At 54.3% G+C, this 22811-nt stretch carries 20 protein-coding genes; 17 read left to right on the top strand and 3 right to left on the bottom strand.

The genetic code is table 11. The features are described from left to right. Nucleotides 1-113: 113 nt before the first annotated feature. Nucleotides 114-617: a non-heme ferritin-like protein gene (locus ACOTY9_RS04630; RefSeq protein ID WP_014884361.1), complete on the bottom strand. Its 504-nt coding sequence runs from the start codon at nucleotides 615-617 to the stop codon at nucleotides 114-116. Between the two features lie 789 nt (nucleotides 618-1406). Here ACOTY9_RS04630 and araF point away from each other — a divergent pair. The 5 genes from araF to otsA all read left to right on the top strand — a co-directional run bounded on the left by araF (nucleotide 1407) and on the right by otsA (nucleotide 7356). Continuing rightward, complete coding sequence (gene araF / locus ACOTY9_RS04625; RefSeq protein ID WP_008500409.1) at nucleotides 1407-2396, top strand: arabinose ABC transporter substrate-binding protein AraF; 990 nt, start codon at nucleotides 1407-1409, stop codon at nucleotides 2394-2396. Nucleotides 2397-2467: 71 nt separating this feature from the next. After that, entirely contained in the window at nucleotides 2468-3982 is a 1515-nt protein-coding gene (gene araG, locus ACOTY9_RS04620) for an L-arabinose ABC transporter ATP-binding protein AraG (protein ID WP_078310276.1), read from the top strand. 14 nt (nucleotides 3983-3996) lie between these two features. After that, complete coding sequence (gene araH / locus ACOTY9_RS04615) at nucleotides 3997-4977, top strand: arabinose ABC transporter permease AraH (protein ID WP_014884358.1); 981 nt, start codon at nucleotides 3997-3999, stop codon at nucleotides 4975-4977. A 176-nt stretch (nucleotides 4978-5153) separates the two neighbouring features. Then, a complete protein-coding gene (gene otsB, locus ACOTY9_RS04610) occupies nucleotides 5154-5957 on the top strand; it encodes a trehalose-phosphatase (RefSeq protein ID WP_014884357.1) in 804 nt (267 codons plus the stop codon). Continuing rightward, nucleotides 5932-7356 (top strand): alpha,alpha-trehalose-phosphate synthase, encoded by a 1425-nt coding sequence (otsA, locus tag ACOTY9_RS04605; RefSeq protein ID WP_063666322.1) that lies wholly within the window; start codon nucleotides 5932-5934, stop codon nucleotides 7354-7356. Before otsB ends, otsA begins: the two co-directional genes overlap by 26 nt. A 16-nt stretch (nucleotides 7357-7372) precedes the next feature. On the opposite strand, the gene uspC is transcribed toward otsA, so the two are convergent. Further along, nucleotides 7373-7801, bottom strand: coding sequence for a universal stress protein UspC (uspC, locus tag ACOTY9_RS04600; protein WP_348565412.1), 429 nt, complete (start codon nucleotides 7799-7801; stop codon nucleotides 7373-7375). Nucleotides 7802-8595: 794 nt separating this feature from the next. Between uspC and flhD the strand changes: the two genes are divergently transcribed. The 6 genes from flhD (at nucleotide 8596) to cheW (ending at nucleotide 14034) form a co-directional block, all read left to right on the top strand. Next, nucleotides 8596-8946, top strand: coding sequence for a flagellar transcriptional regulator FlhD (gene flhD, locus ACOTY9_RS04595; protein ID WP_013096050.1), 351 nt, complete (start codon nucleotides 8596-8598; stop codon nucleotides 8944-8946). Between the two features lie 2 nt (nucleotides 8947-8948). After that, a complete protein-coding gene (gene flhC, locus ACOTY9_RS04590; protein WP_014884354.1) occupies nucleotides 8949-9527 on the top strand; it encodes a flagellar transcriptional regulator FlhC in 579 nt (192 codons plus the stop codon). A gap of 123 nt (nucleotides 9528-9650) precedes the next feature. Then, nucleotides 9651-10538 (top strand): flagellar motor stator protein MotA, encoded by an 888-nt coding sequence (motA, locus tag ACOTY9_RS04585; protein ID WP_008500417.1) that lies wholly within the window; start codon nucleotides 9651-9653, stop codon nucleotides 10536-10538. Continuing rightward, entirely contained in the window at nucleotides 10535-11464 is a 930-nt protein-coding gene (motB, locus tag ACOTY9_RS04580; RefSeq protein WP_014884353.1) for a flagellar motor protein MotB, read from the top strand. The genes motA and motB overlap by 4 nt, the downstream gene beginning before the upstream one ends. Nucleotides 11465-11468: 4 nt before the next feature. Further along, entirely contained in the window at nucleotides 11469-13511 is a 2043-nt protein-coding gene (gene cheA, locus ACOTY9_RS04575) for a chemotaxis protein CheA (RefSeq protein WP_058690997.1), read from the top strand. Nucleotides 13512-13530: 19 nt separating this feature from the next. Next, nucleotides 13531-14034, top strand: a complete 504-nt coding sequence (gene cheW, locus ACOTY9_RS04570) for a chemotaxis protein CheW (RefSeq protein ID WP_014884351.1) — start codon at nucleotides 13531-13533, stop codon at nucleotides 14032-14034. Between the two features lie 103 nt (nucleotides 14035-14137). Here cheW and ACOTY9_RS04565 read toward each other — a convergent pair whose 3' ends face one another. Beyond that, complete coding sequence (locus ACOTY9_RS04565) at nucleotides 14138-15397, bottom strand: dicarboxylate/amino acid:cation symporter (RefSeq protein ID WP_014884350.1); 1260 nt, start codon at nucleotides 15395-15397, stop codon at nucleotides 14138-14140. A 429-nt stretch (nucleotides 15398-15826) separates the two neighbouring features. Here ACOTY9_RS04565 and ACOTY9_RS04560 point away from each other — a divergent pair, with 429 nt between their 5' ends. From ACOTY9_RS04560 to tar, 6 genes are all read left to right on the top strand, one after another. Beyond that, on the top strand, nucleotides 15827-16399 hold the full coding sequence (locus tag ACOTY9_RS04560; RefSeq protein WP_063666330.1) for a Csu type fimbrial protein: 573 nt from the start codon (nucleotides 15827-15829) through the stop codon (nucleotides 16397-16399). Nucleotides 16400-16411: 12 nt separating this feature from the next. Then, entirely contained in the window at nucleotides 16412-16960 is a 549-nt protein-coding gene (locus ACOTY9_RS04555) for a Csu type fimbrial protein (RefSeq protein ID WP_032636170.1), read from the top strand. 16 nt (nucleotides 16961-16976) lie between these two features. Next, nucleotides 16977-17735: a fimbrial biogenesis chaperone gene (locus ACOTY9_RS04550; protein WP_014884347.1), complete on the top strand. Its 759-nt coding sequence runs from the start codon at nucleotides 16977-16979 to the stop codon at nucleotides 17733-17735. Further along, entirely contained in the window at nucleotides 17711-20095 is a 2385-nt protein-coding gene (locus ACOTY9_RS04545; RefSeq protein WP_348565413.1) for a fimbria/pilus outer membrane usher protein, read from the top strand. Before ACOTY9_RS04550 ends, ACOTY9_RS04545 begins: the two co-directional genes overlap by 25 nt. Beyond that, a complete protein-coding gene (locus ACOTY9_RS04540; RefSeq protein ID WP_014884345.1) occupies nucleotides 20092-21054 on the top strand; it encodes a Csu type fimbrial protein in 963 nt (320 codons plus the stop codon). Before ACOTY9_RS04545 ends, ACOTY9_RS04540 begins: the two co-directional genes overlap by 4 nt. Nucleotides 21055-21137: 83 nt before the next feature. Then, complete coding sequence (gene tar, locus ACOTY9_RS04535; RefSeq protein ID WP_421637308.1) at nucleotides 21138-22805, top strand: methyl-accepting chemotaxis protein II; 1668 nt, start codon at nucleotides 21138-21140, stop codon at nucleotides 22803-22805. Nucleotides 22806-22811 lie beyond the last annotated feature (6 nt).

Genomic DNA, 22811 nt, shown 5'->3' with positions numbered 1-22811 from the left:
ACATGTTGTGTGGTTAATCATTGGGAGCGAGATCTGATTTGTTAAATCTCAGCAAAAGCAGAAGGTTGGCGCAGGGAAGGTAACCTGCTCCGAACGGGAGCAGGTCAAAAGCGTCAGTGATGCTGCACTGTGACAATGTCGAGCAGGTGGCGATCGGTTTGTTCCGGGCACAAACCTGCCTGTTGCGCATTATGGATCTCGTCCGCAAGGGTTTTCAGCAGCATTCCGTCCTGCTGCTGCTCTTTATCCATATCGCGCAGGAATTTCAGCGTGGTCATGTCATGCTGCGCTCTGGCTTCATCGGCCAGCTTGTTGAGTGTCGTGCAACGCTGTTCATACTCTTCCAGCGTCTTTTCAAACAATTCTTCCAGAGAAGAGTAATTATCGTTGATCCCCTCCAGGGCTTTAACAACCGGGTTTGCCCCCGCCGCTTTCAGGAAATTAAAGACGCGCATCATGTGGGTGACGTTGCTTTGGGCCTGTGAACGAAAGAACGTGGCAGAGCCCGTAAGGCTTTTCTCGGAACACCACGCACTGAGGTAAAGGTGCAGATTTGAGGCGTAAAACTCAAGGTTCATCTGCGCGTTAAGTTTTTGCATCATCGTTTGGGTAGCCATACTCATATCCTTATAGACTGTGGGACGTGATGTCCGTTGCTTAACCTGAGCGCCAGGCAAATACGAAGAAATAGAGCAGAAAAAGAGATTCTGCAGTGCCAAAGCTGACCGAAATTCACTTCCTGTGTTCGATATAAATAAGCATACCGTTGTCTTTAATTTAAGAAAAGTCTTAATCCCGCTGTTTTTACCATACATTACAAAATTTAATATAGTACAAATATGCAAATAGTTTCCCATGAAATGAAATCATTCTATCTTACTGATAGTTAAGGGGGAGTGTGTTTTTAATGTTGCGGTTTGTCTTTCGGGGGGATTGCGTCGGAATAATTATCTGGGAAAGCAAGAAATACAGATAATTCATTTCGCATATATGATGTTTCATTAAAATTGCGCTAAATCAATTTTTGCCGGGAAATATATTTTCAGCGCGAGTGTGTTTTTTTGATGGAAAGCAGGATGTTCCTTTCAACCCTTAGCCCCGGCGTGACAGGTCTACTGGCATCAGGGACTTCTTAGCTAATCTTATGGATAATTCTGCTCACACTTCTTTTATTTGTCTGACAAATCCTGCCTTTTTTATGTCATTTTTCGCTGAATTTATGTACGCAATTACTGTAATTCTGCGGTGTGATGGGGCTCTCTTATGGATGATTAATTTCCCGCTAAAACTATCACCAGCAATAACGCTTATGACGAGGTAAGCGCTAATGCCTTGTTTTAAGTCCGATTAAATAAGAAGCACGCAAATATTCCCTACAGAAAAGAATGCTAAAGCTGGAGTTTACCATGCACAAATTTACTAAAGCGCTGGCGGCCATCGGTCTGGCTGCCGTTATGTCACAATCCGCTATCGCTGAGAATTTAAAACTCGGTTTTCTGGTAAAACAGCCCGAAGAACCCTGGTTCCAGACCGAGTGGAAATTCGCAGATAAAGCCGGGAAAGATTTAGGTTTTGAAGTGATTAAAATCGCCGTGCCCGACGGTGAGAAAACGCTGAACGCCATCGACAGCCTGGCGGCCAGCGGTGCAAAAGGTTTTGTTATCTGTACACCGGATCCGAAACTGGGGTCCGCCATTGCGGCGAAAGCCCGCGGTTACGACATGAAAGTCATTGCCGTTGACGATCAGTTCGTGAATGCCAAAGGCAAACCGATGGACAGCGTGCCGCTGGTCATGATGGCGGCGACCAAAATCGGCGAACGTCAGGGTCAGGAACTCTATAAAGAAATGCAGAAACGCGGCTGGGATGTGAAAGAGACCGCCGTCATGGCCATTACCGCTGATGAGCTGGACACAGCACGTCGTCGCACGACGGGCTCAATGGACGCGCTGAAAGCGGCCGGTTTCCCGGAGAAACAGATCTATAAAGTCCCGACCAAATCCAACGATATCCCGGGGGCATTTGACGCCGCGAACTCCATGCTGGTTCAGCACCCGGAAGTGAAGCACTGGCTGGTGGTCGGTATGAACGATAACACCGTGCTGGGTGGGGTCCGTGCGACAGAAGGCCAGGGCTTTAAAGCGCCCGATGTGATCGGAATTGGCATCAACGGCGTTGACGCCGTCAGTGAGCTTTCCAAAGCGCAGGCCACCGGCTTCTACGGTTCTCTGCTGCCAAGCCCGGATGTCCACGGCTACAAATCCAGCGAAATGCTCTACAACTGGGTAACCAAAGGCGCTGAACCGCCGAAATTTACCGAAGTGACCGACGTGGTGCTGATCACCCGCGACAACTTCAAAGAGGAACTGGCGAAAAAAGGACTGGGCGGTAAGTAATACGCTGTGATTGTGCCCCTTACTCTCCGTAAGGGGCCAGACGTACAGACTACAGGAATCACGGAGTCGTTATGCAACAGTCTCATCCCTATCTCTCTTTTCGCGGCATCGGGAAAACGTTCCCCGGTGTTAATGCGCTGACCGATATCAGCTTTGACTGCTATTCCGGACAGGTTCACGCCCTGATGGGGGAAAACGGAGCGGGGAAATCCACGCTGTTAAAAATCCTCAGCGGCAACTACGCGCCAACAACCGGCACGCTGGCTATTCGCGGCGAAGAGATGGCCTTTGCCGATACCACGGCGGCGCTTAATGCCGGGGTGGCCATTATCTATCAGGAATTGCACCTTATTCCCGAGATGACCGTGGCGGAAAATATCTATTTAGGCCAGCTTCCGCACAAAGGCGGCGTGGTGAACCGTTCGCTACTTAATTATGAAGCGGGGCTGCAGCTTAAACATCTTGGTCTGGATGTTGATCCCCAGACGCCGCTGAAATATCTCTCCATCGGCCAGTGGCAGATGGTTGAAATTGCCAAGGCGCTGGCGCGCAACGCCAAAATTATTGCTTTCGATGAACCCACCAGCTCGCTCTCCAAGCGTGAAATCGAAAACCTGTTCCGCGTGATCCGCGAGTTGCGACAGGAAGGACGCACCATTTTGTATGTCTCGCACCGCATGGAAGAGATATTTGCCCTGAGCGATGCCATTACCGTTTTTAAAGATGGGCGCTATGTGCGCACCTTTAGCGATATGCAGCAGGTTAACCATGACCAGCTTGTTCAGGCGATGGTCGGGCGCGATCTGGGCGATATCTATCACTGGAAGCCGCGCGAGTATGGCCCTGAACGCCTGCGGCTGGAAAACGTGAAAGCGCCAGGCGTGAGAACACCGGTTTCATTATCCGTCCGCAGCGGCGAGATCGTCGGGCTGTTTGGCCTGGTAGGGGCGGGGCGCAGCGAATTAATGAAAGGCTTGTTCGGGGGTACCCGCATTTCCGCAGGGCGGGTCTCCATCGACGGTGAGCAGGTTGATATCCAGAAACCCGCCCACGCGATCAGGGCAGGAATGATGCTCTGTCCGGAAGACCGCAAAGCGGAAGGGATCATTCCGGTGCATTCGGTGCGTGACAACATCAATATTTCCGCCCGCCGTAAGTTTATTCGCGCGGGTTGCCTGATAAACGACAGCTGGGAGTCGAGCAATGCCGACCACCATATTCGCTCGCTGAATATTAAAACGCCCGGCCCGGAACAGCTGATTATGAATTTGTCAGGGGGGAACCAGCAGAAGGCCATTTTAGGCCGCTGGTTGTCGGAAGACATGAAGGTCATTTTGCTGGATGAGCCGACGCGCGGTATCGATGTGGGCGCAAAACACGAGATTTATAACGTGATCTATGAACTGGCAAAACGCGGCGTGGCGGTACTTTTCGCCTCCAGCGATCTGCCGGAGGTGCTTGGCGTTGCCGACCGCATTGTGGTGATGCGTGAAGGCGAAATCGCCGGTGAATTACTTCATGAACAGGCGAATGAACAACAGGCGTTGAACCTCGCCATGCCTAAAGTCAGCCAGGCAGTCGCCTGAGTAAGGAGTTAATGATGTCCTCTGTTACTACATCCGGAGCGCCGAAGTCGGCTTTTAGTTTTGGTCGTATCTGGGATCAGTACGGCATGCTGGTGGTCTTTGCCGCACTTTTCGTCGCCTGTGCGATCTTCGTCCCTAACTTTGCCACTTTCATTAATATGAAAGGATTGGGCCTGGCCATTTCCATGTCCGGCATGGTGGCCTGCGGTATGCTGTTCTGTCTGGCCTCCGGTGATTTCGACCTGTCGGTGGCCTCTGTTATCGCCTGTGCGGGCGTGACCACCGCCGTGGTGATCAACATGACAGAAAGCCTGTGGATTGGCGTGCTGGCGGGTCTGTTACTCGGCGTGCTTAGCGGCCTGGTGAACGGTTTTGTCATTGCTCGTCTGAAGATTAACGCCCTGATAACCACGCTTGCGACGATGCAAATTGTGCGAGGTCTGGCCTATATCATCTCCGACGGTAAAGCGGTCGGGATTGAAGACGAGCGCTTCTTTACGCTGGGTTACGCTAACTGGCTGGGCCTGCCTGCGCCAATCTGGCTCACCGTGGCCTGCCTGATCCTGTTCGGCTTCCTGCTCAACCGGACCACGTTTGGCCGCAATACTCTGGCGATCGGGGGCAATGAAGAAGCCGCACGTCTGGCCGGTGTGCCGGTGGTGCGCACCAAGATTATTATCTTTGTCCTCTCGGGACTGGTTTCTGCCGCCGCCGGGATTATTCTGGCCTCGCGTATGACCAGCGGCCAGCCAATGACCTCGATTGGTTATGAGCTGATCGTCATTTCTGCCTGCGTTTTAGGGGGTGTTTCCCTCAAGGGCGGCATCGGAAAAATCTCATATGTGGTGGCTGGTATCCTGATTTTAGGGACGGTAGAGAACGCCATGAACCTGCTGAATATTTCGCCGTTCTCTCAGTACGTGGTGCGTGGTCTGATCCTGCTGGCGGCGGTGATATTCGACCGTTACAAGCAAAAAGCAAAGCGTACCGTGTAACCCCGACGCTGACTTTTTATTGCTCAACTTATAACCATAGTTGACCCCTGAACCGCCTCGCCAGTTTTGCTGGCGGGGCGGTTGTCAAATGGCGAGCCCCATCACACTGTCTATACTTACATGGCTATGAAAGAGGTAAAGGCGTTTACCTCTCATCAACTGTAAGGAGGAAAAGGGTGGCTGACTCGTTAACCGCACCGCCTGTACTGCCCGGAAAATATGCTTTCTTTTTTGACCTCGACGGGACGCTCGCCGGGATCCAGCCGCATCCTGACGACGTGGTCGTACCGGATACGGTGCTAGAGAATTTGCAGCAGCTCTCTCGACTGAACGAGGGCGCATTGGCATTGATTTCAGGGCGCTCAATGGCCGAGCTGGATGTGCTCGCCAGTCCTTACCACTTTCCGCTAGCCGGTGTACACGGAGCGGAGCGCCGCGATATCCATGATCAACTGCATGTTGTATCACTCCCCGATACCTTAATTCAGGCGTTACACACTGAACTCTCCTCGGCGCTGGCGTCACTTCCGGGTACGGAACTGGAAGCGAAAGGCATGGCATTCGCCTTGCACTATCGGCAGGCACCGCATCACGAAGCAGCGATATTTGCGATTGCCCGTAGCGTGGTCGATGCACACCCGCAGCTCGCTCTACAGCCGGGGAAGTGTGTCGTTGAGATAAAACCTGAGGGCATTAATAAAGGTGCTGCTATTGCGGCGTTTATGGCGGAACCGCCATTTAAGGGACGTATACCGGTATTTTTAGGCGATGATCTGACCGACGAGGCCGGATTTCGCGTGGTGAATCAGGCCGGAGGGATCGCCGTTAAGGTGGGGCCTGGTAACACTGTCGCAGAATGGCGTCTGGCAAATGTCGACGCCGTCTGGCAGTGGATATCTGATATCGCTAACCAGCAACAACAACAAATAGCGCAAAACAAAGGGGGAAATCATTATGGGTCGCTTAGTCGTCGTCTCTAACCGAATTGCACCGCCTGATGATAAAAAATCCAGTGCAGGTGGCCTGGCGGTAGGGGTGTTAGGTGCCTTGAAAGCTGCTGGTGGGCTGTGGTTTGGCTGGAGTGGTGAAATCAGTGAAGAAGAGAAACCGCTTAACAAAGTGACGCGTGGGAATATCACGTGGGCATCCTTTGCGCTGAAAGAGAAAGACTATGACGAGTATTACTCGCAATTCTCCAACGCCGTGCTGTGGCCTGCGTTTCATTATCGTCTTGACCTGGTCAAATTCCAGCGTGAATCCTTCGAAGGCTACTCGCGCGTCAACGCGCTGCTGGCGGATAAACTGCTGCCTCTTATAGAGGAAGACGATATTTTATGGATCCACGATTACCACCTGCTGCCCTTCGCCCGAGAGCTGCGTAAAAGGGGAGTAAACAACCGGATTGGCTTCTTCCTGCACATACCGTTCCCGACGCCGGAGATCTTTACCGCACTGCCGCCGCATGAAGCGCTGCTGGAGGGGCTGTGTGATTACGATTTATTGGGCTTCCAGACCGAAAATGACCGCCTCGCGTTCCTGGATTCGGTGTCAGGTAAAACGCGACTGATGACAAAAGGCGGCAAGACCCATACGGCGTGGGGGAAAACCTTCCACACCGAAGTGTATCCGATTGGGATTGAACCCGACGAGATTGCGGATCAGGCTTCCGGCCCGCTGCCGCCGAAGCTGGCGCAGCTTAAGAATGAACTCAAGCATGTGAAGAATATCTTCTCGGTAGAGCGTCTGGATTATTCCAAAGGGCTACCGGAACGCTTCCTGGCCTATGAGACGCTGCTGGATAAATACCCTCAGCACCACGGTAAAATCCGTTATACCCAGATAGCGCCAACGTCGCGCGGTGAAGTTCAGGCCTACCAGGATATTCGTCACCAGCTGGAGACGGAAGCGGGGCGCATCAATGGTCGCTATGGTCAGCTTGGCTGGACGCCGCTCTTTTACCTGAATCAGCATTTTGACCGCAAAATCCTGATGAAAGTCTTCCGCTATGCAGACGTGGGGCTGGTCACCCCGTTACGTGACGGGATGAACCTGGTGGCAAAAGAGTATGTGGCGGCTCAGGACCCGGCGGACCCGGGGGTACTGGTGCTTTCCCAGTTTGCCGGGGCGGCGAATGAGCTCACGTCAGCGCTTATCGTGAACCCTTACGATAGGGATGACGTGGCTAATGCCCTCAACCGCGCGTTGACCATGCCGCTGACGGAGCGCATTTCACGCCATGCTGAGATGATGGAGACGATCCGTAAGAACGATATTAATCACTGGCAGGCGCGTTTTATTCAGGATCTCCGCGAAATATCGCCGCAAAGCCATGAAGGCGATCTGCAAAAAAAGATCGCAACATTCCCTAAACTCGCCTGATATTCCTCCGGGGGGTTCACGACCCCCCAAGCGGCACTAACAGCACATCAACATGGCTTGACGCGACAATCGATTTTGCCGCGCAAGCTGCGCGAGATAAAAAGCTGTGGTTATGGTTCCCGCAAATCACTAAATCAATATTCTGTTTGCGACACATGTCGAGAATATGAGCATTAAGTTCACCGGTCGCAATTACGGTCTCGTAAACAGGATATTGTGCCTTTTCTACCAGCTCTCGCAGAAATTGCTGTGTTTCTTCCTGCAATACCTCACGAATATCTTCCAGCATGGGGGCTGCCAGCTGATTATACATCTCGGGTTCGGCTGCAAGCGTGATGAGGCTAATGCGCGCATTGCTGGGCCTGGCGATGGACACGGCCCGGGAAACAAGCAGATGGCTTTCGGGGGAAACAGCAACAGATACAAGCAGATGGGAGTAACTCATGTCGCACTCCTTAGATGTCTGAAAGACAGCGTGTGATCACCATTACCGCGAATGACCAGGATCTGCAAGAGGGGATTACGACATTAGTGTGAAGCTTATCATAATTATTCATTAATTATTCTTATAAGAAGAATAACTGAAAAACGCGTCTAAATGAAAAAAATTAACAACTTAACGTAAATCACACAATTTCCCTCTTTTGCCGTTAAATCGTTTTAACCCGTTATAAACATATTTCGAATGATCACGCTCTGAAACAATTTTTGTGGGCGGCTTGCATAACTCTATGTTTTTTCACGGTAAGAAAAATGTTTCCTTAAGATGAGCATCTTGTGAAGGTTTCCGGGGCGCGCTCACGGCAGGAAAAGCACGATACATGCCAGTTCGCTTCACCCTTCTGCATGACTATTCGTCGATTAAGAATACAAAACTGTGCCAATTGGGCAAAAAATGAACAAACTACAAGTCATACTGATGGATTTATGGAGGATATTCACTTAAATTGTGTGACGTTGATCACATTTTTTTTAAATTTGAGGGTGGCTGCATTGTATGTGGCAAATCTGACGAGTAGAGTTTGCGTCGAATTAGGAAAAATCTTAGTTATTTGTAAGAAATGATAAACCACGTAAGAGACGTTACTGCGTTTCGACTCTTGCGCGTTTCGATGAATACAAACCTAGATTCAACTATGCATTTAGCCTTTTCTTTTTATACCGGGTGATTTCCCGGCGACATCACGGGGTGCGGTCTTTCCGCATAAAAATAATAGTTGGTTATTCGGGATGGGAACAATGCATACATCCGAGTTGCTAAAACATATCTATGACATCAATTTGTCATATTTACTGCTCGCGCAGCGTTTAATTAGTCAGGACAAAGCGTCCGCGATGTTTCGTCTGGGTATTAACGAAGAAATGGCAACCATGCTGGGTGGTTTAACCCTCCCGCAGATGGTAAAACTGGCCGAAACGAATCAACTGGTTTGCCAGTTCCGTTTTGACAATCCGCAGACGATCACGCGTCTGACGCAGGAATCCCGTGTTGACGATCTGCAACAGATCCATACCGGTATTCTTCTCTCCACTCGCTTGCTTAACGAAATCAGCCAGCCTGATGACGCAGCCCGTAAGAAAAGGGCCTAGCAATGAGCGAGAAAAGCATTGTTCAGGAAGCGCGTGACATACAGCTTGCCATGGAGCTGATTACGCTGGGTGCTCGTTTACAAATGCTGGAAAGCGAGACTCAGCTGAGCCGTGGTCGCCTCATTAAACTGTATAAAGAGTTACGTGGTAGTCCCCCGCCGAAAGGCATGTTGCCGTTTTCGACAGACTGGTTTATGACGTGGGAGCAAAATATCCACGCATCGATGTTCTGTAACGCCTGGCAATACCTTCTGAAAACCGGTTTGTGTAGCGGCGTCGACGCCGTGATCAAAGCGTATAAACTTTACCTTGAACAATGCCCGCAGCAGGACGAAGGCCCCCTGCTGGCACTGACCCGAGCATGGACGCTGGTACGTTTTGTTGAGAGCGGAATGCTTGAATTGTCGCGCTGCAATTGCTGCGATGGCAATTTTATTACCCATGCTCATCAGCCTGTTGGCAGCTTCGCCTGTAGTTTATGCCAGCCTCCATCCCGCGCAGTAAAAAGACGTAAACTTTCCCGGGATGCTGCCGATATTATTCCACAACTGCTGGATGAACAGATCGAACAAGCTGTTTAACCCGAACGTGTGGGCAAGATTCCAGCAGCGGTAAGTCATTACCGCTGCTTTTTTTTACCCCTCAAACGGTAAACGCTACGAACTGAACGTCCTTGCCATAGTCACTAGCGGAAGGATGATGTCGTGCTTATCTTATTAGGTTACCTGGTAGTTCTCGGTACAGTTTTCGGCGGTTACATGATGACCGGCGGGCACCTTGGAGCACTCTATCAACCGGCTGAACTTATTATCATCGGCGGCGCAGGGGTAGGGGCTTTTATCGTTGGTAACAACGGCAAATCCATCAAGGGCACGTTGAAAGCCATTCCATTGCTGTTCCGTCGCTCGAAATATACCAAAAGCATGTATATGGATCTGCTGGCGCTGCTCTATCGCCTGATGGCGAAGTCACGTCAGCAGGGGATGTTCTCTCTTGAGCGGGATATTGAAAACCCGAAAGAGAGCGAAATTTTTGCCAGCTATCCGCGCATTCTGGCTGATGCCATGATGCTGGATTTCATCGTCGATTATCTGCGACTCATCATTAGCGGCAATATGAATACCTTCGAAATCGAAGCGCTGATGGATGAAGAGATCGAAACCCACGAAAGCGAATCTGAAGTGCCGGCCAACAGCCTGGCGCTGGTGGGTGACTCGCTTCCGGCTTTCGGTATCGTTGCGGCGGTGATGGGGGTGGTACATGCCCTGGCGTCGGCGGATCGTCCGGCGGCCGAACTGGGCGCGCTGATTGCCCATGCGATGGTAGGGACCTTCCTCGGTATTTTGCTGGCTTATGGTTTTATCTCTCCGCTGGCCAGCGTCCTGCGCCAGAAGAGCGCGGAAACCACCAAAATGATGCAGTGCGTGAAGATCACGCTGCTCTCAAACCTCAACGGTTATGCGCCGCCGATCGCGGTTGAATTTGGCCGTAAAACGCTTTACTCCAGCGAGCGTCCGTCGTTTATCGAACTTGAAGAACACGTGCGCGCGGTGAAAAACCCAAACCAACAGACGACAACTGAGGACGCATGAAAAACCAGTCCCATCCGATCGTCATCGTAAAAAAACGCAAGCACAAGGGCGGTGGGCATGGCGCGCACGGCTCGTGGAAAATCGCGTACGCCGACTTTATGACTGCAATGATGGCGTTCTTTCTGGTGATGTGGCTGATCTCCATCTCCAGTCCGAAAGAACTGATCCAGATTGCCGAATATTTCCGTACGCCGCTGGCGACGGCAGTGACCGGTGGGCCGCGTATCTCTAACAGCGACAGCCCCATTCCTGGCGGCGGTGATGATTACACCCAGCAGAAGGGTGAGGTGAAAAAAGAGCCGAACATCGACGAGCTGAAGAGGAAGATGGAACAGGCGCGTCTGAAAAAACTGCGTGGCGATCTCGATCAGCTGATTGAGGCTGACCCCAAACTGCGTGCGCTGCGACCGCACCTGAAAATCGATCTGGTGCAGGAAGGGTTGCGTATTCAGATCATTGATAGCCAGAACCGTCCGATGTTTAAAACCGGCAGCGCCGAGGTTGAGCCGTACATGCGCGATATTCTGCGCGCTATTGCACCGGTGCTGAACGGCATTCCTAACCGAATCAGCCTGTCAGGCCACACGGATGATTTCCCGTACGCCAGTGGGGAGAAGGGATACAGCAACTGGGAGCTTTCTGCCGATCGTGCCAACGCCTCGCGTCGCGAGCTGGTGGCCGGTGGGCTTGATGATGGCAAGGTACTGCGCGTGGTCGGCATGGCAGCAACCATGCGCGTCTCCGACCGCGGGCCGGATGACGCCATCAACCGTCGTATCAGTCTTTTAGTGCTGAACCAGCAGGCGGAGCAGGCCATCCTGCATGAAAACGCCGAAAGTCAGAATGAGTCACTGGACGATTTAAAACAGCCTGGGGCCGTTCCTTCGGCTGCCGTTCCAACATCGCCACCAGCCAATCCGAGGTGATAGCGTGAGCATGGATATTAGCGATTTTTACCAGACATTCTTTGATGAAGCCGACGAATTGTTGGCCGATATGGAGCAACATTTGCTCGACCTGGTGCCCGAAGCACCGGACTCCGAGCAGCTCAATGCCATCTTCCGTGCGGCGCATTCCATTAAGGGCGGAGCCGGAACGTTTGGATTTACCATCCTGCAGGAAACAACCCATTTAATGGAAAACCTGCTGGATGAAGCACGACGCGGTGAGATGCAGCTCAATACCGACATTATCAACCTGTTTTTGGAAACCAAAGATATTATGCAGGAACAGCTCGACGCCTATAAAAGTTCGGCAGAGCCTGATGCCGCCAGCTTTGAATATATCTGCAATGCGCTTCGCCAGCTCGCTCTGGAAGCAAAAGGTGAGGTCGCAGCAGCCGTTGTCCCTGCTGCAAAACTGAGCGTTGTCGATGCGGTTGGTGCCGGTGAAACCGCGCCAGCCGCTGCGCAAGCGGGCAAATTGCGTGTTGTGCTTTCACGCCTGAAAGAGAATGAGGTTAACCTGCTGGAAGAAGAGCTGGGTAACCTGGCGACGTTAAGCAATGTCGTGAAAGGCAAAGACAGCCTCGCCGCTACGCTTGATGACGGGATTGGTCAGGACGATATCGTGGCGGTGCTGTGCTTTGTGATTGAAGCCGACCAGATTGCCTTCGAAACCGAAACCGAAACCGCCGAAGCGGAAGCTCCGGTAGCGCAGGAAGAGGTGGCCGTCATCGCTCAGGCTCCGACCCCGGCTGTCGCGCCTGCGGCCCCGGCGCTGAAAGCGGTGCCAAAAGACGCTGCTGCACCTGCACGTGGTGAAAAACCGGCCGCGCGCTCCAGCGAATCCACCAGCATTCGCGTTGCCGTTGAGAAGGTTGACCAGCTGATCAACCTGGTGGGCGAACTGGTGATCACCCAGTCGATGCTGGCACAACGTTCTAATGAACTGGACCCGGTTACCCATGGCGATCTGATCACCAGCATGGGTCAGTTACAACGTAACGCCCGCGATCTGCAGGAATCGGTCATGTCCATCCGTATGATGCCGATGGAATATGTCTTCAGCCGCTTCCCGCGCCTGGTACGCGATCTCGCGAGCAAACTGAATAAACAGATTGAACTGACGCTGATGGGTAGCTCCACCGAGCTGGATAAGAGCCTGATCGAGCGCATCATCGACCCGTTAACGCACCTCGTGCGTAACAGCCTCGACCACGGTATTGAACTGCCGGAAAACCGCATTGCTGCCGGAAAATCGCCGGTGGGCAATTTGATTCTCTCTGCGGAACATCAGGGCGGGAATATTTGCATCGAAGTGACCGATGACGGCGCGGGTCTTAACCGCGAGCGTATTCTGGCGAAGGCGATTTCGCAGGGCATGGCGGTCAACGAAAACATGACCGATGAAGAAGTGGGGATGCTGATCTTCGCGCCCGGCTTCTCTACCGCAGAGCAGGTGACTGACGTTTCCGGGCGCGGCGTCGGCATGGACGTGGTGAAACGTAACATCCAGGAGATGGGCGGCCACGTTGAGATCCAGTCTAAGCAGGGTTCCGGCACCACCATTCGCATCCTGCTTCCGCTGACGCTGGCGATCCTCGACGGGATGTCCGTGAAAGTGGCAGACGAAGTGTTCATTCTTCCGCTGAACGCGGTGATGGAATCCCTGCAGCCGCGTGAAGAAGATCTGCATCCGCTGGCGGGCGGTGAGCGCGTGCTCGAAGTGCGCGGGGAATATCTGCCGCTGGTGGAACTGTGGAAAGTGTTCGAAGTGGACGGCGCGAAGACCGAGGCCACGCAGGGCATCGTTGTGATCCTGCAAAGTGCGGGCCGTCGCTATGCGCTGCTGGTTGATCAGCTGATTGGTCAGCATCAGGTGGTGGTGAAGAACCTCGAAAGCAACTACCGCAAAGTGCCTGGTATTTCTGCCGCGACCATTCTGGGTGATGGTAGCGTGGCGCTGATCGTCGATGTGTCGGCGCTTCAGGGATTAAATCGTGAACAACGTGTGGCGTACACAGCCGCCTGATTAAGTAGAAGGTAAAAACATGACCGGTATGAGTAATGTAACGAAACTGGCGGGCGAGCCATCAGGACAGGAATTCCTGGTATTCACTTTAGGCGATGAGGAGTACGGCATCGATATCCTTAAAGTGCAGGAAATTCGTGGTTACGATCAGGTTACCCGCATCGCTAACACGCCTGCTTTTATTAAAGGTGTCACCAACCTGCGCGGCGTCATTGTGCCCATCGTCGATCTGCGCGTGAAGTTCAGCCAGGGCGACGTTGACTACAATGACAACACCGTGGTGATCGTCCTGAACCTGGGGCAGCGCGTGGTGGGTATCGTGGTGGATGGCGTATCTGACGTGCTCTCTCTGACCTCTGACCAGATTCGCCCTGCGCCGGAGTTTGCGGTCACCCTGTCGACCGAATACCTGACCGGTCTGGGTGCGCTCGGCGAGCGTATGCTGATTCTGGTGAACATTGAGAAGCTGCTGAACAGCGAAGAGATGGCGCTGCTGGATATCGCGGCGAATCACGTAGCGTAGGTAAAAGCAAAACGGCAACCCGGTTGCCGTTTTTTATGTTTGCTCCCTCTCCCTGTGGGAGAGGGTCGGGGTGAGGGCATCAGGCCTCACCCCTTTCATATCCTTACGCTTCCTGCTTTACCAGCTCAGCTTCCGCTTCCCGCGCCCCTTCATTCTGCGACAGCATCGCGGTCGCAATCCCATTCCCCAGCACGTTAATGGCTGAACGCCCCATATCCAGGAAGTGGTCGATCCCCATCAGCAGCAGAATGCCCGCTACCGGGATATTAAAACTTGGAATGGTCGCAGCCAGCACCACCAGGGACGAACGCGGTACGCCCGCAATCCCCTTTGACGCCAGCATCAGGGTTAACATCAGTACCGTTACCTCTGAGAAACTCAGGTGAATGTTATACGCCTGGGCGATAAACATCGACGCGAACGAGCAGTATACCATCGACCCCACCAGGTTGAAGGAGTAGCCAATTGGCAGAACAAAAGAGGCGATATTGCGTGAGCAGCCAAAACGCTCCAGTTGCTCCAGCGTTTTAGGGTAGGCGGCTTCAGAACTGCTGGTGGTGAACGCCACCAGTACCGGGTCTTTCAACATGCTGACCAGGCGAAACACCTCTTTTTTCAAAACCATATAGCCCACGGCGAGCAATACCAGGCAGGTGAGAAGGATGGCAACATAGTAACCGCCAATAAAGGAGGCATAGTTCAACAGAATGCCTAAGCCCTGAGTGGCAATGACGGAGGAGATCGCCGCAAAGATGGCCAGCGGCGCAACGTACATCACGTAACCGGTTACCTTCAGCATGATATGGGAAACCACATCCAGCGCGGCAACCAGCGGCGCGTTGAATTTCTGCCCCAGCGACGCACCGCCGATACCGAAGAACATTGAGAACACCACAATCTGCAGGATCTCATTGTTCGACATCGCGCCGGCGATACTGGTTGGAATGGTGTGAGACAGAAACGCTTTCAGCGTCATGCCTCCAACGGCCAGACCGGTATCTACCGCTTCGGTTGGGATCGTCAGGTTCAGACCACTTCCCGGATGCTCCAGCGTGACGATAAACAGTCCGACCAGAATGGAGAGCACCGATGAGCTGATAAACCACACCATCGCTTTACCGCCAACGCGGCCAATGGTGGAGGTTTCGCCCAGTTTCATAATGCCGACGGTCAGCGTACTGAACACTAATGGTGCAATAACCATTTTGATCAGACGAAGGAAGATGTCGGTCAGCAGGGTAATATTATCCGACCAGGCTTTAATGGCATCCGCAGATGCGTATTCATGAATTGCTGCCCCTGAAAGAATACCCGCCAGCATGAATATCACGATGAAGAGTGTGAGTTTGTTTGCACTTGCCACGAAAAAAGACCCTCTATGCGCTTTAGATGTCGCCCGCGCCGATACATATAGATTTTTTATTACTGCGCGGGAAATTATTCGGCACATAAATTGACGCAAAGTGTAGGGGGATACAACAAGTTTTTAAGTTTTATTAATTTTGTTGTTAATGTGCAGACGATATATTGTGACGCTTATCACACTTTTGCGGATATATCCTCAGGCTTCGCGCCCGAATATTCTTTTATTTCGGTTTAACTTTCTGTTTTTAAAAAATAAATGCTGTCAATAAGACATAGGTTGTGACTACCCTGCGTCGGGTGGTCGAAGCGATATCCGTAAACTAAATTCTCAATAACCCCCTCAGAGGAACGTTAAGCGGGGCTAACATCTTGAACGTTAAAAATAAAATGTTGCAAGGGAACGGAGACGTCTTCTGGAGGGTGGTAAATGAAAAGAAAACTCCTTTTGATCTGTGCAGGCACATTACTGACGACGACCGTAGTTCATCAGGTACTGGCCGTTACCAGCAGCGGCACCATCGGGGCGACGCTGACGCTGACAAACGGCTGCCTGATAAACGGATCGCCCACGCAAAGTGGTATTAACTTCGGGACGCTCGATTTTGGTACCCATCCCGCAACGTTTTCCACCCTTACGACGCAGTTGAGCGGCGCCAGCGGCGGAAACACCTTTACCGTCCAGTGTACGACCGCCAGCTATACGGTCGCGATAACCGGCAATACCCATTCCACCGCCCCTGGCTCCGTGGTGGGGTCGCCAGGGACGCCTGAGCGCTACCTGGTCAATACGGCCAACGCGGCACAGGGCGTGGCTTATAGCCTGTACAGCGACAGCGGGTTCAACTCTGTGATTGCCAATAACACCGCGTTGCCGATCGCGTCTACGGCAGGTGGGGTCGACAGTTATACCCTGTACGGCCGCATTACCGGAGGCGGGAACAGCGTAACGGTGGTACCCGGCACCTATACCGACACGATTAACGTCAGCGTGACCTATTAGATCTGCACTGCCATGAAGGCCCCTTTTACAGGTCTGCGCAAACGCGCAGAGGGAAGCGTGCAGCCTTTTTTCGCGCTGATCGTCGGGCTGTTGCTGATACCTGCTGCGGGGGCGGTGACATCGCAGTCCTTTAAGGTCAGCGCGACCATTGTACCGGGTTGCGCGGTGGCCACCGGTAGCGGGGGGCTTCTCGGTACGCTGGATTTTGGCACCCATAACGGGGTGGAAAGCGCGCCAGTCAGTACCAGCTTTGTGCCAAACGGGGCGTTGTCTATCGCCTGTACGCCTGGCGTGGCGCTGAGCATGAGCATTAATGGCGGTCAAAATTATTCATCCGTCCGTCGGATGAAGCGGTCCGGAGGAACAGAACTGGTGCCGTACCGGCTCTACAGCAGTAGCTCGCTGGCCGCCAACAGCGAAATTGGCGTTAACCAGGCAATACCGGTGACCTATACCAACAGTAATAACATCGCGCTGCCGCTGTTTGGCGTGGCGCTACTGACCGGCTTTAGCCCGGCAGGAACCTATACCGATCAGCTCACCGTGACCTTGTCATGGTAATAAAGGGAGAGAGTCGATGAAGCCATTGTTCCGGCAGTTGTGTCTGGCGGGTGTTTTATCAGGCGTCGCGGCCACAGGCGAGGCGCAGGCGGCGGCCACCATTCTACTCTGGCCCATCGATCCCTGGCTTGCCGCAGATGCCAACGCCACGGAGCTGTGGATCCAGAACCAGGGAAACAGCGCAACGACGATGCAGGTGCGTATTGTGCGCTGGAAGCAGGAAGGGGGATACGAACGCTACAGCGCGCAGCAGGACGTGGTCGCCAGCCCGCCCATTGTCACCATTCAGAAAGGCAATAAACAGCTGATTCGCCTTATCAAACAGAGCGCAGTCCCTGTCGGGGTCGAACAAGCCTACCGCATTATTGTTGATGAAATTCCCCAGCCCGACGCGAAAGCCGAACCCTCCATCGGCCTTAAATTACAGATGCGCTATTCCATTCCGCTGTTTGTCTACGGACAGGGTATCCCGACCCTTAAAGAGGGGGCGCATCATGCCCTGGCCGAGACCCGAAACCTGAGCTGGCGCGTGACCCACGAGGGAGGACAGCCTGCATTACAGGTACGTAATCAGGGGGATGTGCACGTCAGATTAAGCCAGGTGTCACTGGAGCAGGGCGGACAGAAACGCACCGTAGCGGAGGGATTACTGGGTTACGTCCTCCCGGGCAGCACCCGCAGCTGGCCAATACCCGCTGGCGTTCGTCAGCCGGACCGGATGAGCGCGCAGATTAATGCCAGGGATGAACAATGGCAGTCGACGCCCGTCAACTGAAGCCGGCAATGATGCTACTGCTTTGCGTCAGCACCACAACCTGGGCCGATCCCGGTGACGACAGTTTACCGCCGCCTCCTCAGGCGCAGGCGGTAAATGATGAGGCGGTTTTCCAGCTTGCCCTCGTGCTCAACCACTACGACACCGGTCTGGTGGTACCCGTGACGCAACGTAACGGCGCTTTCTTTATCTCCAGCGCCGATTTGCTGCGCGCGGGGCTCCCCCCGGAACATGTGCCCGCCGGCGAGGTGAATCTCGCCTCACTAAGTCAGGTTCGTGTGGCGTATGACAGTGCCGCACAGCGCCTGTTGCTGACCGTTCCCCGCGACTGGATCAGTGCCCGGGTGACGCCTTTCAGTGCCCAAACGGCGCAGACCAAACCGCACTATGGTCGCGGGGCGCTGCTGAATTACGATCTGTATACCAACCACACGGAACATATCGGCGGTCAGGCGTCGCTCTGGCATGAATTCCGCTACTTCAACGAGAACGGCTCGTTCTCCTCCACCGGCTACGCCCGGAAAAATTTCACCGGAAACGACGGTCAACAGGAAGGGTATGTTCGCTATGACACGACGCTGCTGATAACCCGTGAGGATGACGCGACCACCTTGAGCGCGGGGGACGTGATCAGCGATGCCCTGAGCTGGACCTCCAGCGTGCGGATGGGCGGTATTAGCTACGGACGTGATTTCTCCCTGCGCCCGGACCTGGTGACATGGCCGCTGCCGGAGTTTTCGGGTGAAGCCGCGGTGCCTACCTCGGTGGATCTGTTTATCAACGGCTATCGCTCTGGCTCAACCCAGCTTCAGCCTGGCCCCTTCACCCTGACCAATCTGCCCTATATCAACGGTGCCGGGGATGCGGTGCTGGTCACCACCGATGCGCTGGGCCGTCAGGTGAGTACCACGCTACCGTTTTATGTCACCAGCGATTTGCTCAAACAAGGGCTGAGTGACGGCGCCGTGACGCTCGGCAGCCTGCGCCGTAACTATGGCATCAGGAATTTTGACTACGGTCCTGCTGCCGGTAGCGGCTCGTATCGCTACGGGGTGACCGACTGGCTGACGCTGGAGGGCCATGCGGAAGGGGCGCAGGAGCTGGCGCTGGGCGGGGCAGGGACGGTGATCAAACTCGGCCAGTTTGGCGTAGTGAACACCTCTTACTCACAAAGCCGCATGCGCGGAGACAACGGCGGGCAAATCAACTGGGGTTACCAGTACAATACCAGCGAGTTCAGCGTGGCCACCCAGCACACGCGTCGCGATCGCGGTTTTGGCAATCTTGCCCTTTATGACCAGCCGACGGTGTATGACGAAAACGACAAACCCATCGCCAGCTTTAGCCGCAATACGGACCAGTATTCCCTGACGTTTAATATGGGGCAGTACGGCAATATTGGCACGGCCTGGATCGGCGTAGAGAGCTTTGACGGCCAAAAAACGGAGCTGCTGAATCTCTCATGGAGCCGAAATCTGTGGGGCGCAAGCAGTATTTACCTGGCCGGCAGCCGGGACCAGCAGCGGGGGGACTGGACGGTTGCGCTCTCGCTGCAGGTGCCGCTGGGCGCACGCGACAGCGCTGCCGTCACCGTTGAGAACACCCCGGATGCGGGCAGCACGCAGCGGATTAACTATAACCACTCCATGCCTTCTGACGGTGGTTTTAGCTGGAACATGGCCTGGGCAAACCAGTCAAAATCCAGTGATTATCAGCAGGGTACGCTGGGCTGGCGCAATAACAACATCGAACTGCAGGGCGGCGGCTACGGCGAAAGAGACACCATGACCTGGTGGGGCGAGGCAATGGGCGCGATTGTCCTGATGGACGGAGAGCTGTTTGCGGCGAACAAAATCAACGATGCGTTTGTGGTGATCAGCACCGACGGTCATCCGGACGTGCCCGTCAGCTATGAGAACCAGCCAGTGGGTAAAACGAATAACAACGGTTACCTGCTGGTCAGCGGGGTGTCGGCGTATTACCCGGCAAGCTACCGGATTGATACGCTGAATCTGCCTGCGGATACCCGTCTGAAAGAGACGGAGCGGCGGATTGCCATCCGTCGTCACAGCGGTTATCTGGTGGATTTCCCGATGGAGCAGGAGAGAGTGGCAAGCGTCATTCTGCATGATGCGCGCGGGCAAGCGATTCCGGTTGGAAGCCAGGTGCGGCGAGCCTCGCGCAGTAATGCGGTGGTGGGCTATGACGGGATCGCCTGGCTGGAGAATCTCAGCGACGTCAATCCGCTTGAGGTGATCACGCCTGCCGGGAAGCGCTGCACGGCGACACTGAACGTGGGGCCTAATCCGCAGCATAAGCTGCAAACCTACGGTCCGCTGGTGTGTCGGGAGGGCCCGTGAAACGCTGGCTGCTGTTGATGCTGCTGCTGTTCTCCTGCGGGGGCTGGGCGGCGTGTACCATCAGTACGGTCAATGCCTCGTTTGGTAGCGTCACGTCGTTTGCGCTTAGCGGCACCGGGGAGGTGGAAACCACCGGTACGCTGGTGGTGGCATGCGATGCGGTACTGAATGTTCTGACCAACGATTCGGTGACGTTGAATTACACCGCAGCGTCGGTTTCGGGCAACAGCCGCGCCAACCTGAAACGCACCGACGACACGAGTATTACGGATGTGATCCCCACCCGGCTGTGTGGATTATCGGGTTGTGCGAGCAGTAGCGAAGTGCAGATAAGTAAATCGTATACCTGGAGCGGTAACACCCTGCTGGGGTTGCTTGGCTCAAAGCGGTACAACATACCGCTCTATTTTCGCACCGTCGCCGGGCAAAACGTGACGGCCGGGCCTTACCAGGTGCTGTTGACCTTCAGCATCAATTACAACGTCTGTGCCGTCGGCCTTGGAAGCCTTTGTACGTCTCCCCAGTCGGGAACCGCAACAACCAGTATTCTGCTGAACATGACCGTCACCAATGACTGCAGCGCCATGACCACGCCGGACGTGAACTTTAACAGCGCGCCGCTGGTGCAAAGTTTCCCCACCGTCTCGCAGGCCATTGCCGTGACCTGTACTAAAGGCAGCACCTACACCATTGGCATTAATAATGGTGCCAACGCCCTGAACAACGTACGGCGTATGGTGAGCGGCAGCAACTTCCTCAGTTATGACATTTATAAAGAAGCCACCACCAACCGCTGGGGCGGCAGCGGTGCCGAACGCTGGACCAGCGCGACCGCGTCCCAGGTCAGCACCGACGGTTTACTGCGCACCTACAACTACACCGCGAAGGTCCTGACCAGTCAGACTACGCCGCCCGCTGGCACCTACACCGATACGCTGATTGTTGACGTCGCGTTTTAGTCCACGCTTTTCCCTTTCGCAAATGTAAAGTTCCTGTGGCCTGTGCCGATAACACCGTTAATAAATCTATGAGAAGGTGTTGTATGTTGAACCGTATCCGCGTTGTCACAATGCTTATGATGGTGCTGGTCATTTTCGCACTACTTCAGCTTATCTCCGGCGGGCTTTTTTTCTCGTCATTAAAACAGAACCAGGACAGTTTCGCCGCCTCGAACGATCTTCGCCTGCAGCAGAGTGAACTCACCTCGACGTGGGATCTGATGCTGCAAACGCGTATCAACCTGAGCCGCTCGTCCGCGCGCATGATGATGGACCCTACCAATCAGCAGAGCAGCGCGAAGACCGATCTGTTGAAAAATGCCCGCGCCACCCTGGCTGACGCCGCAAAACACTACGCCGCCTTCAAACAGATCGCGCCGCAGCCTGCTATGGCGCAGGTTAGCCAGAACATTGATGAAAAATACACTGCCTACTTTGCTGGCCTTACGGAGCTGATCCAGTTCCTGGAGAGTGGCAACATGGACGCCTATTTCGCACAGCCCACGCAGGGGATGCAAAACGCACTCGGCGCCGCGCTCGGGGAATACGCGAAGGCCAGTGGCGATCTGTATCACTCGGCCTTTACGGAAAGCCAGAATGACTACCGCTTTGCGAAATGGCAGATGGCGGCGATGGCGCTGGCGCTGGTTATTGTCCTGGTCGCGGTGTGGTACGGCATTCGCCACATCCTGCTGAATCCTCTCGGTCGCGTCATTACCCACATTCGTGAAATTGCCAGTGGCGATCTAACCAAAACGCTGGCCGTTTCCGGGCGCAATGAGATTACCGAACTGGCTAACAGCGTTGACCATATGCAGCGTTCGCTCATCGATACCGTCGCCAACGTGCGTAGCGGCACGGATGCCATCTATACCGGCACCAGCGAAATTGCGATGGGGAATAACGATCTCTCATCCCGTACCGAGCAGCAGGCGTCCGCGCTGGAAGAGACCGCTGCCAGCATGGAGCAGCTCACCGCAACCGTGAAGCAGAACGCCGATAACGCCCGTCAGGCCTCTCAGCTGGCAGAAAGCGCCTCCGAGACGGCGCAGCGCGGCGGCCGCGTGGTGGATGGCGTGGTGAAAACCATGCACGAAATTGCCGACAGCTCGAAGAAAATTGCCGACATCATCAGCGTCATCGACGGCATCGCCTTCCAGACCAATATCCTGGCGCTGAACGCCGCCGTGGAAGCGGCGAGGGCGGGTGAGCAGGGTCGCGGGTTTGCGGTGGTTGCCGGGGAAGTACGCAACCTGGCCAGCCGCAGCGCCAACGCGGCGAAAGAGATTAAGGCCCTGATTGAAGACTCCGTCTCCCGCGTGGATACCGGCTCGGTACTGGTGGAAAGCGCCGGGGAGACCATGAATGACATCGTGAATGCTGTTACCCGCGTAACGGACATCATGGGTGAAATCGCCTCTGCATCTGATGAGCAGAGTCGTGGTATCGACCAGGTTGCCCTGGCGGTATCGGAAATGGATCGCGTGACACAACAAAACGCCGCGCTGGTGCAGGAGTCCGCGGCCGCGGCCGCTGCCCTTGAAGACCAGGCGAGCCGTCTGAAGATGGCCGTCTCGGCGTTTCGTCTCGCTTCACTCGCTGGAAATACGGTCACTGCGAAAGCCACGTATAAAGCGCCTGCCGCCGAATCGACGGCAACTCGCCTGCGTGCTGCACCGGCCGGACAAGATGAAAACTGGGAAACATTTTGACTGACA

Source organism: Enterobacter cloacae complex sp. SHL012 (assembly GCF_049237505.1).
Classification (GTDB): domain Bacteria; phylum Pseudomonadota; class Gammaproteobacteria; order Enterobacterales; family Enterobacteriaceae; genus Enterobacter; species Enterobacter kobei.
This window is presented reverse-complemented; position numbering and strand designations above follow the sequence as displayed.

What these genes read in the sequence shown, in the direction of transcription:
- uspC (WP_348565412.1), bottom strand. Translation starts at nt 7,801, where the DNA reads ATGAGTTACTCCCATCTGCTTGTATCTGTTGCTGTTTCCCCCGAAAGC.
- ACOTY9_RS04560 (WP_063666330.1), top strand. Translation starts at nt 15,827, where the DNA reads ATGAAAAGAAAACTCCTTTTGATCTGTGCAGGCACATTACTGACGACG.
- ACOTY9_RS04555 (WP_032636170.1), top strand. Translation starts at nt 16,412, where the DNA reads ATGAAGGCCCCTTTTACAGGTCTGCGCAAACGCGCAGAGGGAAGCGTG.
- ACOTY9_RS04550 (WP_014884347.1), top strand. Translation starts at nt 16,977, where the DNA reads ATGAAGCCATTGTTCCGGCAGTTGTGTCTGGCGGGTGTTTTATCAGGC.
- flhD (WP_013096050.1), top strand. Translation starts at nt 8,596, where the DNA reads ATGCATACATCCGAGTTGCTAAAACATATCTATGACATCAATTTGTCA.
- otsA (WP_063666322.1), top strand. Translation starts at nt 5,932, where the DNA reads ATGGGTCGCTTAGTCGTCGTCTCTAACCGAATTGCACCGCCTGATGAT.
- ACOTY9_RS04545 (WP_348565413.1), top strand. Translation starts at nt 17,711, where the DNA reads ATGGCAGTCGACGCCCGTCAACTGAAGCCGGCAATGATGCTACTGCTT.
- motB (WP_014884353.1), top strand. Translation starts at nt 10,535, where the DNA reads ATGAAAAACCAGTCCCATCCGATCGTCATCGTAAAAAAACGCAAGCAC.
- araH (WP_014884358.1), top strand. Translation starts at nt 3,997, where the DNA reads ATGTCCTCTGTTACTACATCCGGAGCGCCGAAGTCGGCTTTTAGTTTT.
- araF (WP_008500409.1), top strand. Translation starts at nt 1,407, where the DNA reads ATGCACAAATTTACTAAAGCGCTGGCGGCCATCGGTCTGGCTGCCGTT.
- ACOTY9_RS04630 (WP_014884361.1), bottom strand. Translation starts at nt 617, where the DNA reads ATGGCTACCCAAACGATGATGCAAAAACTTAACGCGCAGATGAACCTT.
- araG (WP_078310276.1), top strand. Translation starts at nt 2,468, where the DNA reads ATGCAACAGTCTCATCCCTATCTCTCTTTTCGCGGCATCGGGAAAACG.
- cheW (WP_014884351.1), top strand. Translation starts at nt 13,531, where the DNA reads ATGACCGGTATGAGTAATGTAACGAAACTGGCGGGCGAGCCATCAGGA.
- tar (WP_421637308.1), top strand. Translation starts at nt 21,138, where the DNA reads ATGTTGAACCGTATCCGCGTTGTCACAATGCTTATGATGGTGCTGGTC.
- flhC (WP_014884354.1), top strand. Translation starts at nt 8,949, where the DNA reads ATGAGCGAGAAAAGCATTGTTCAGGAAGCGCGTGACATACAGCTTGCC.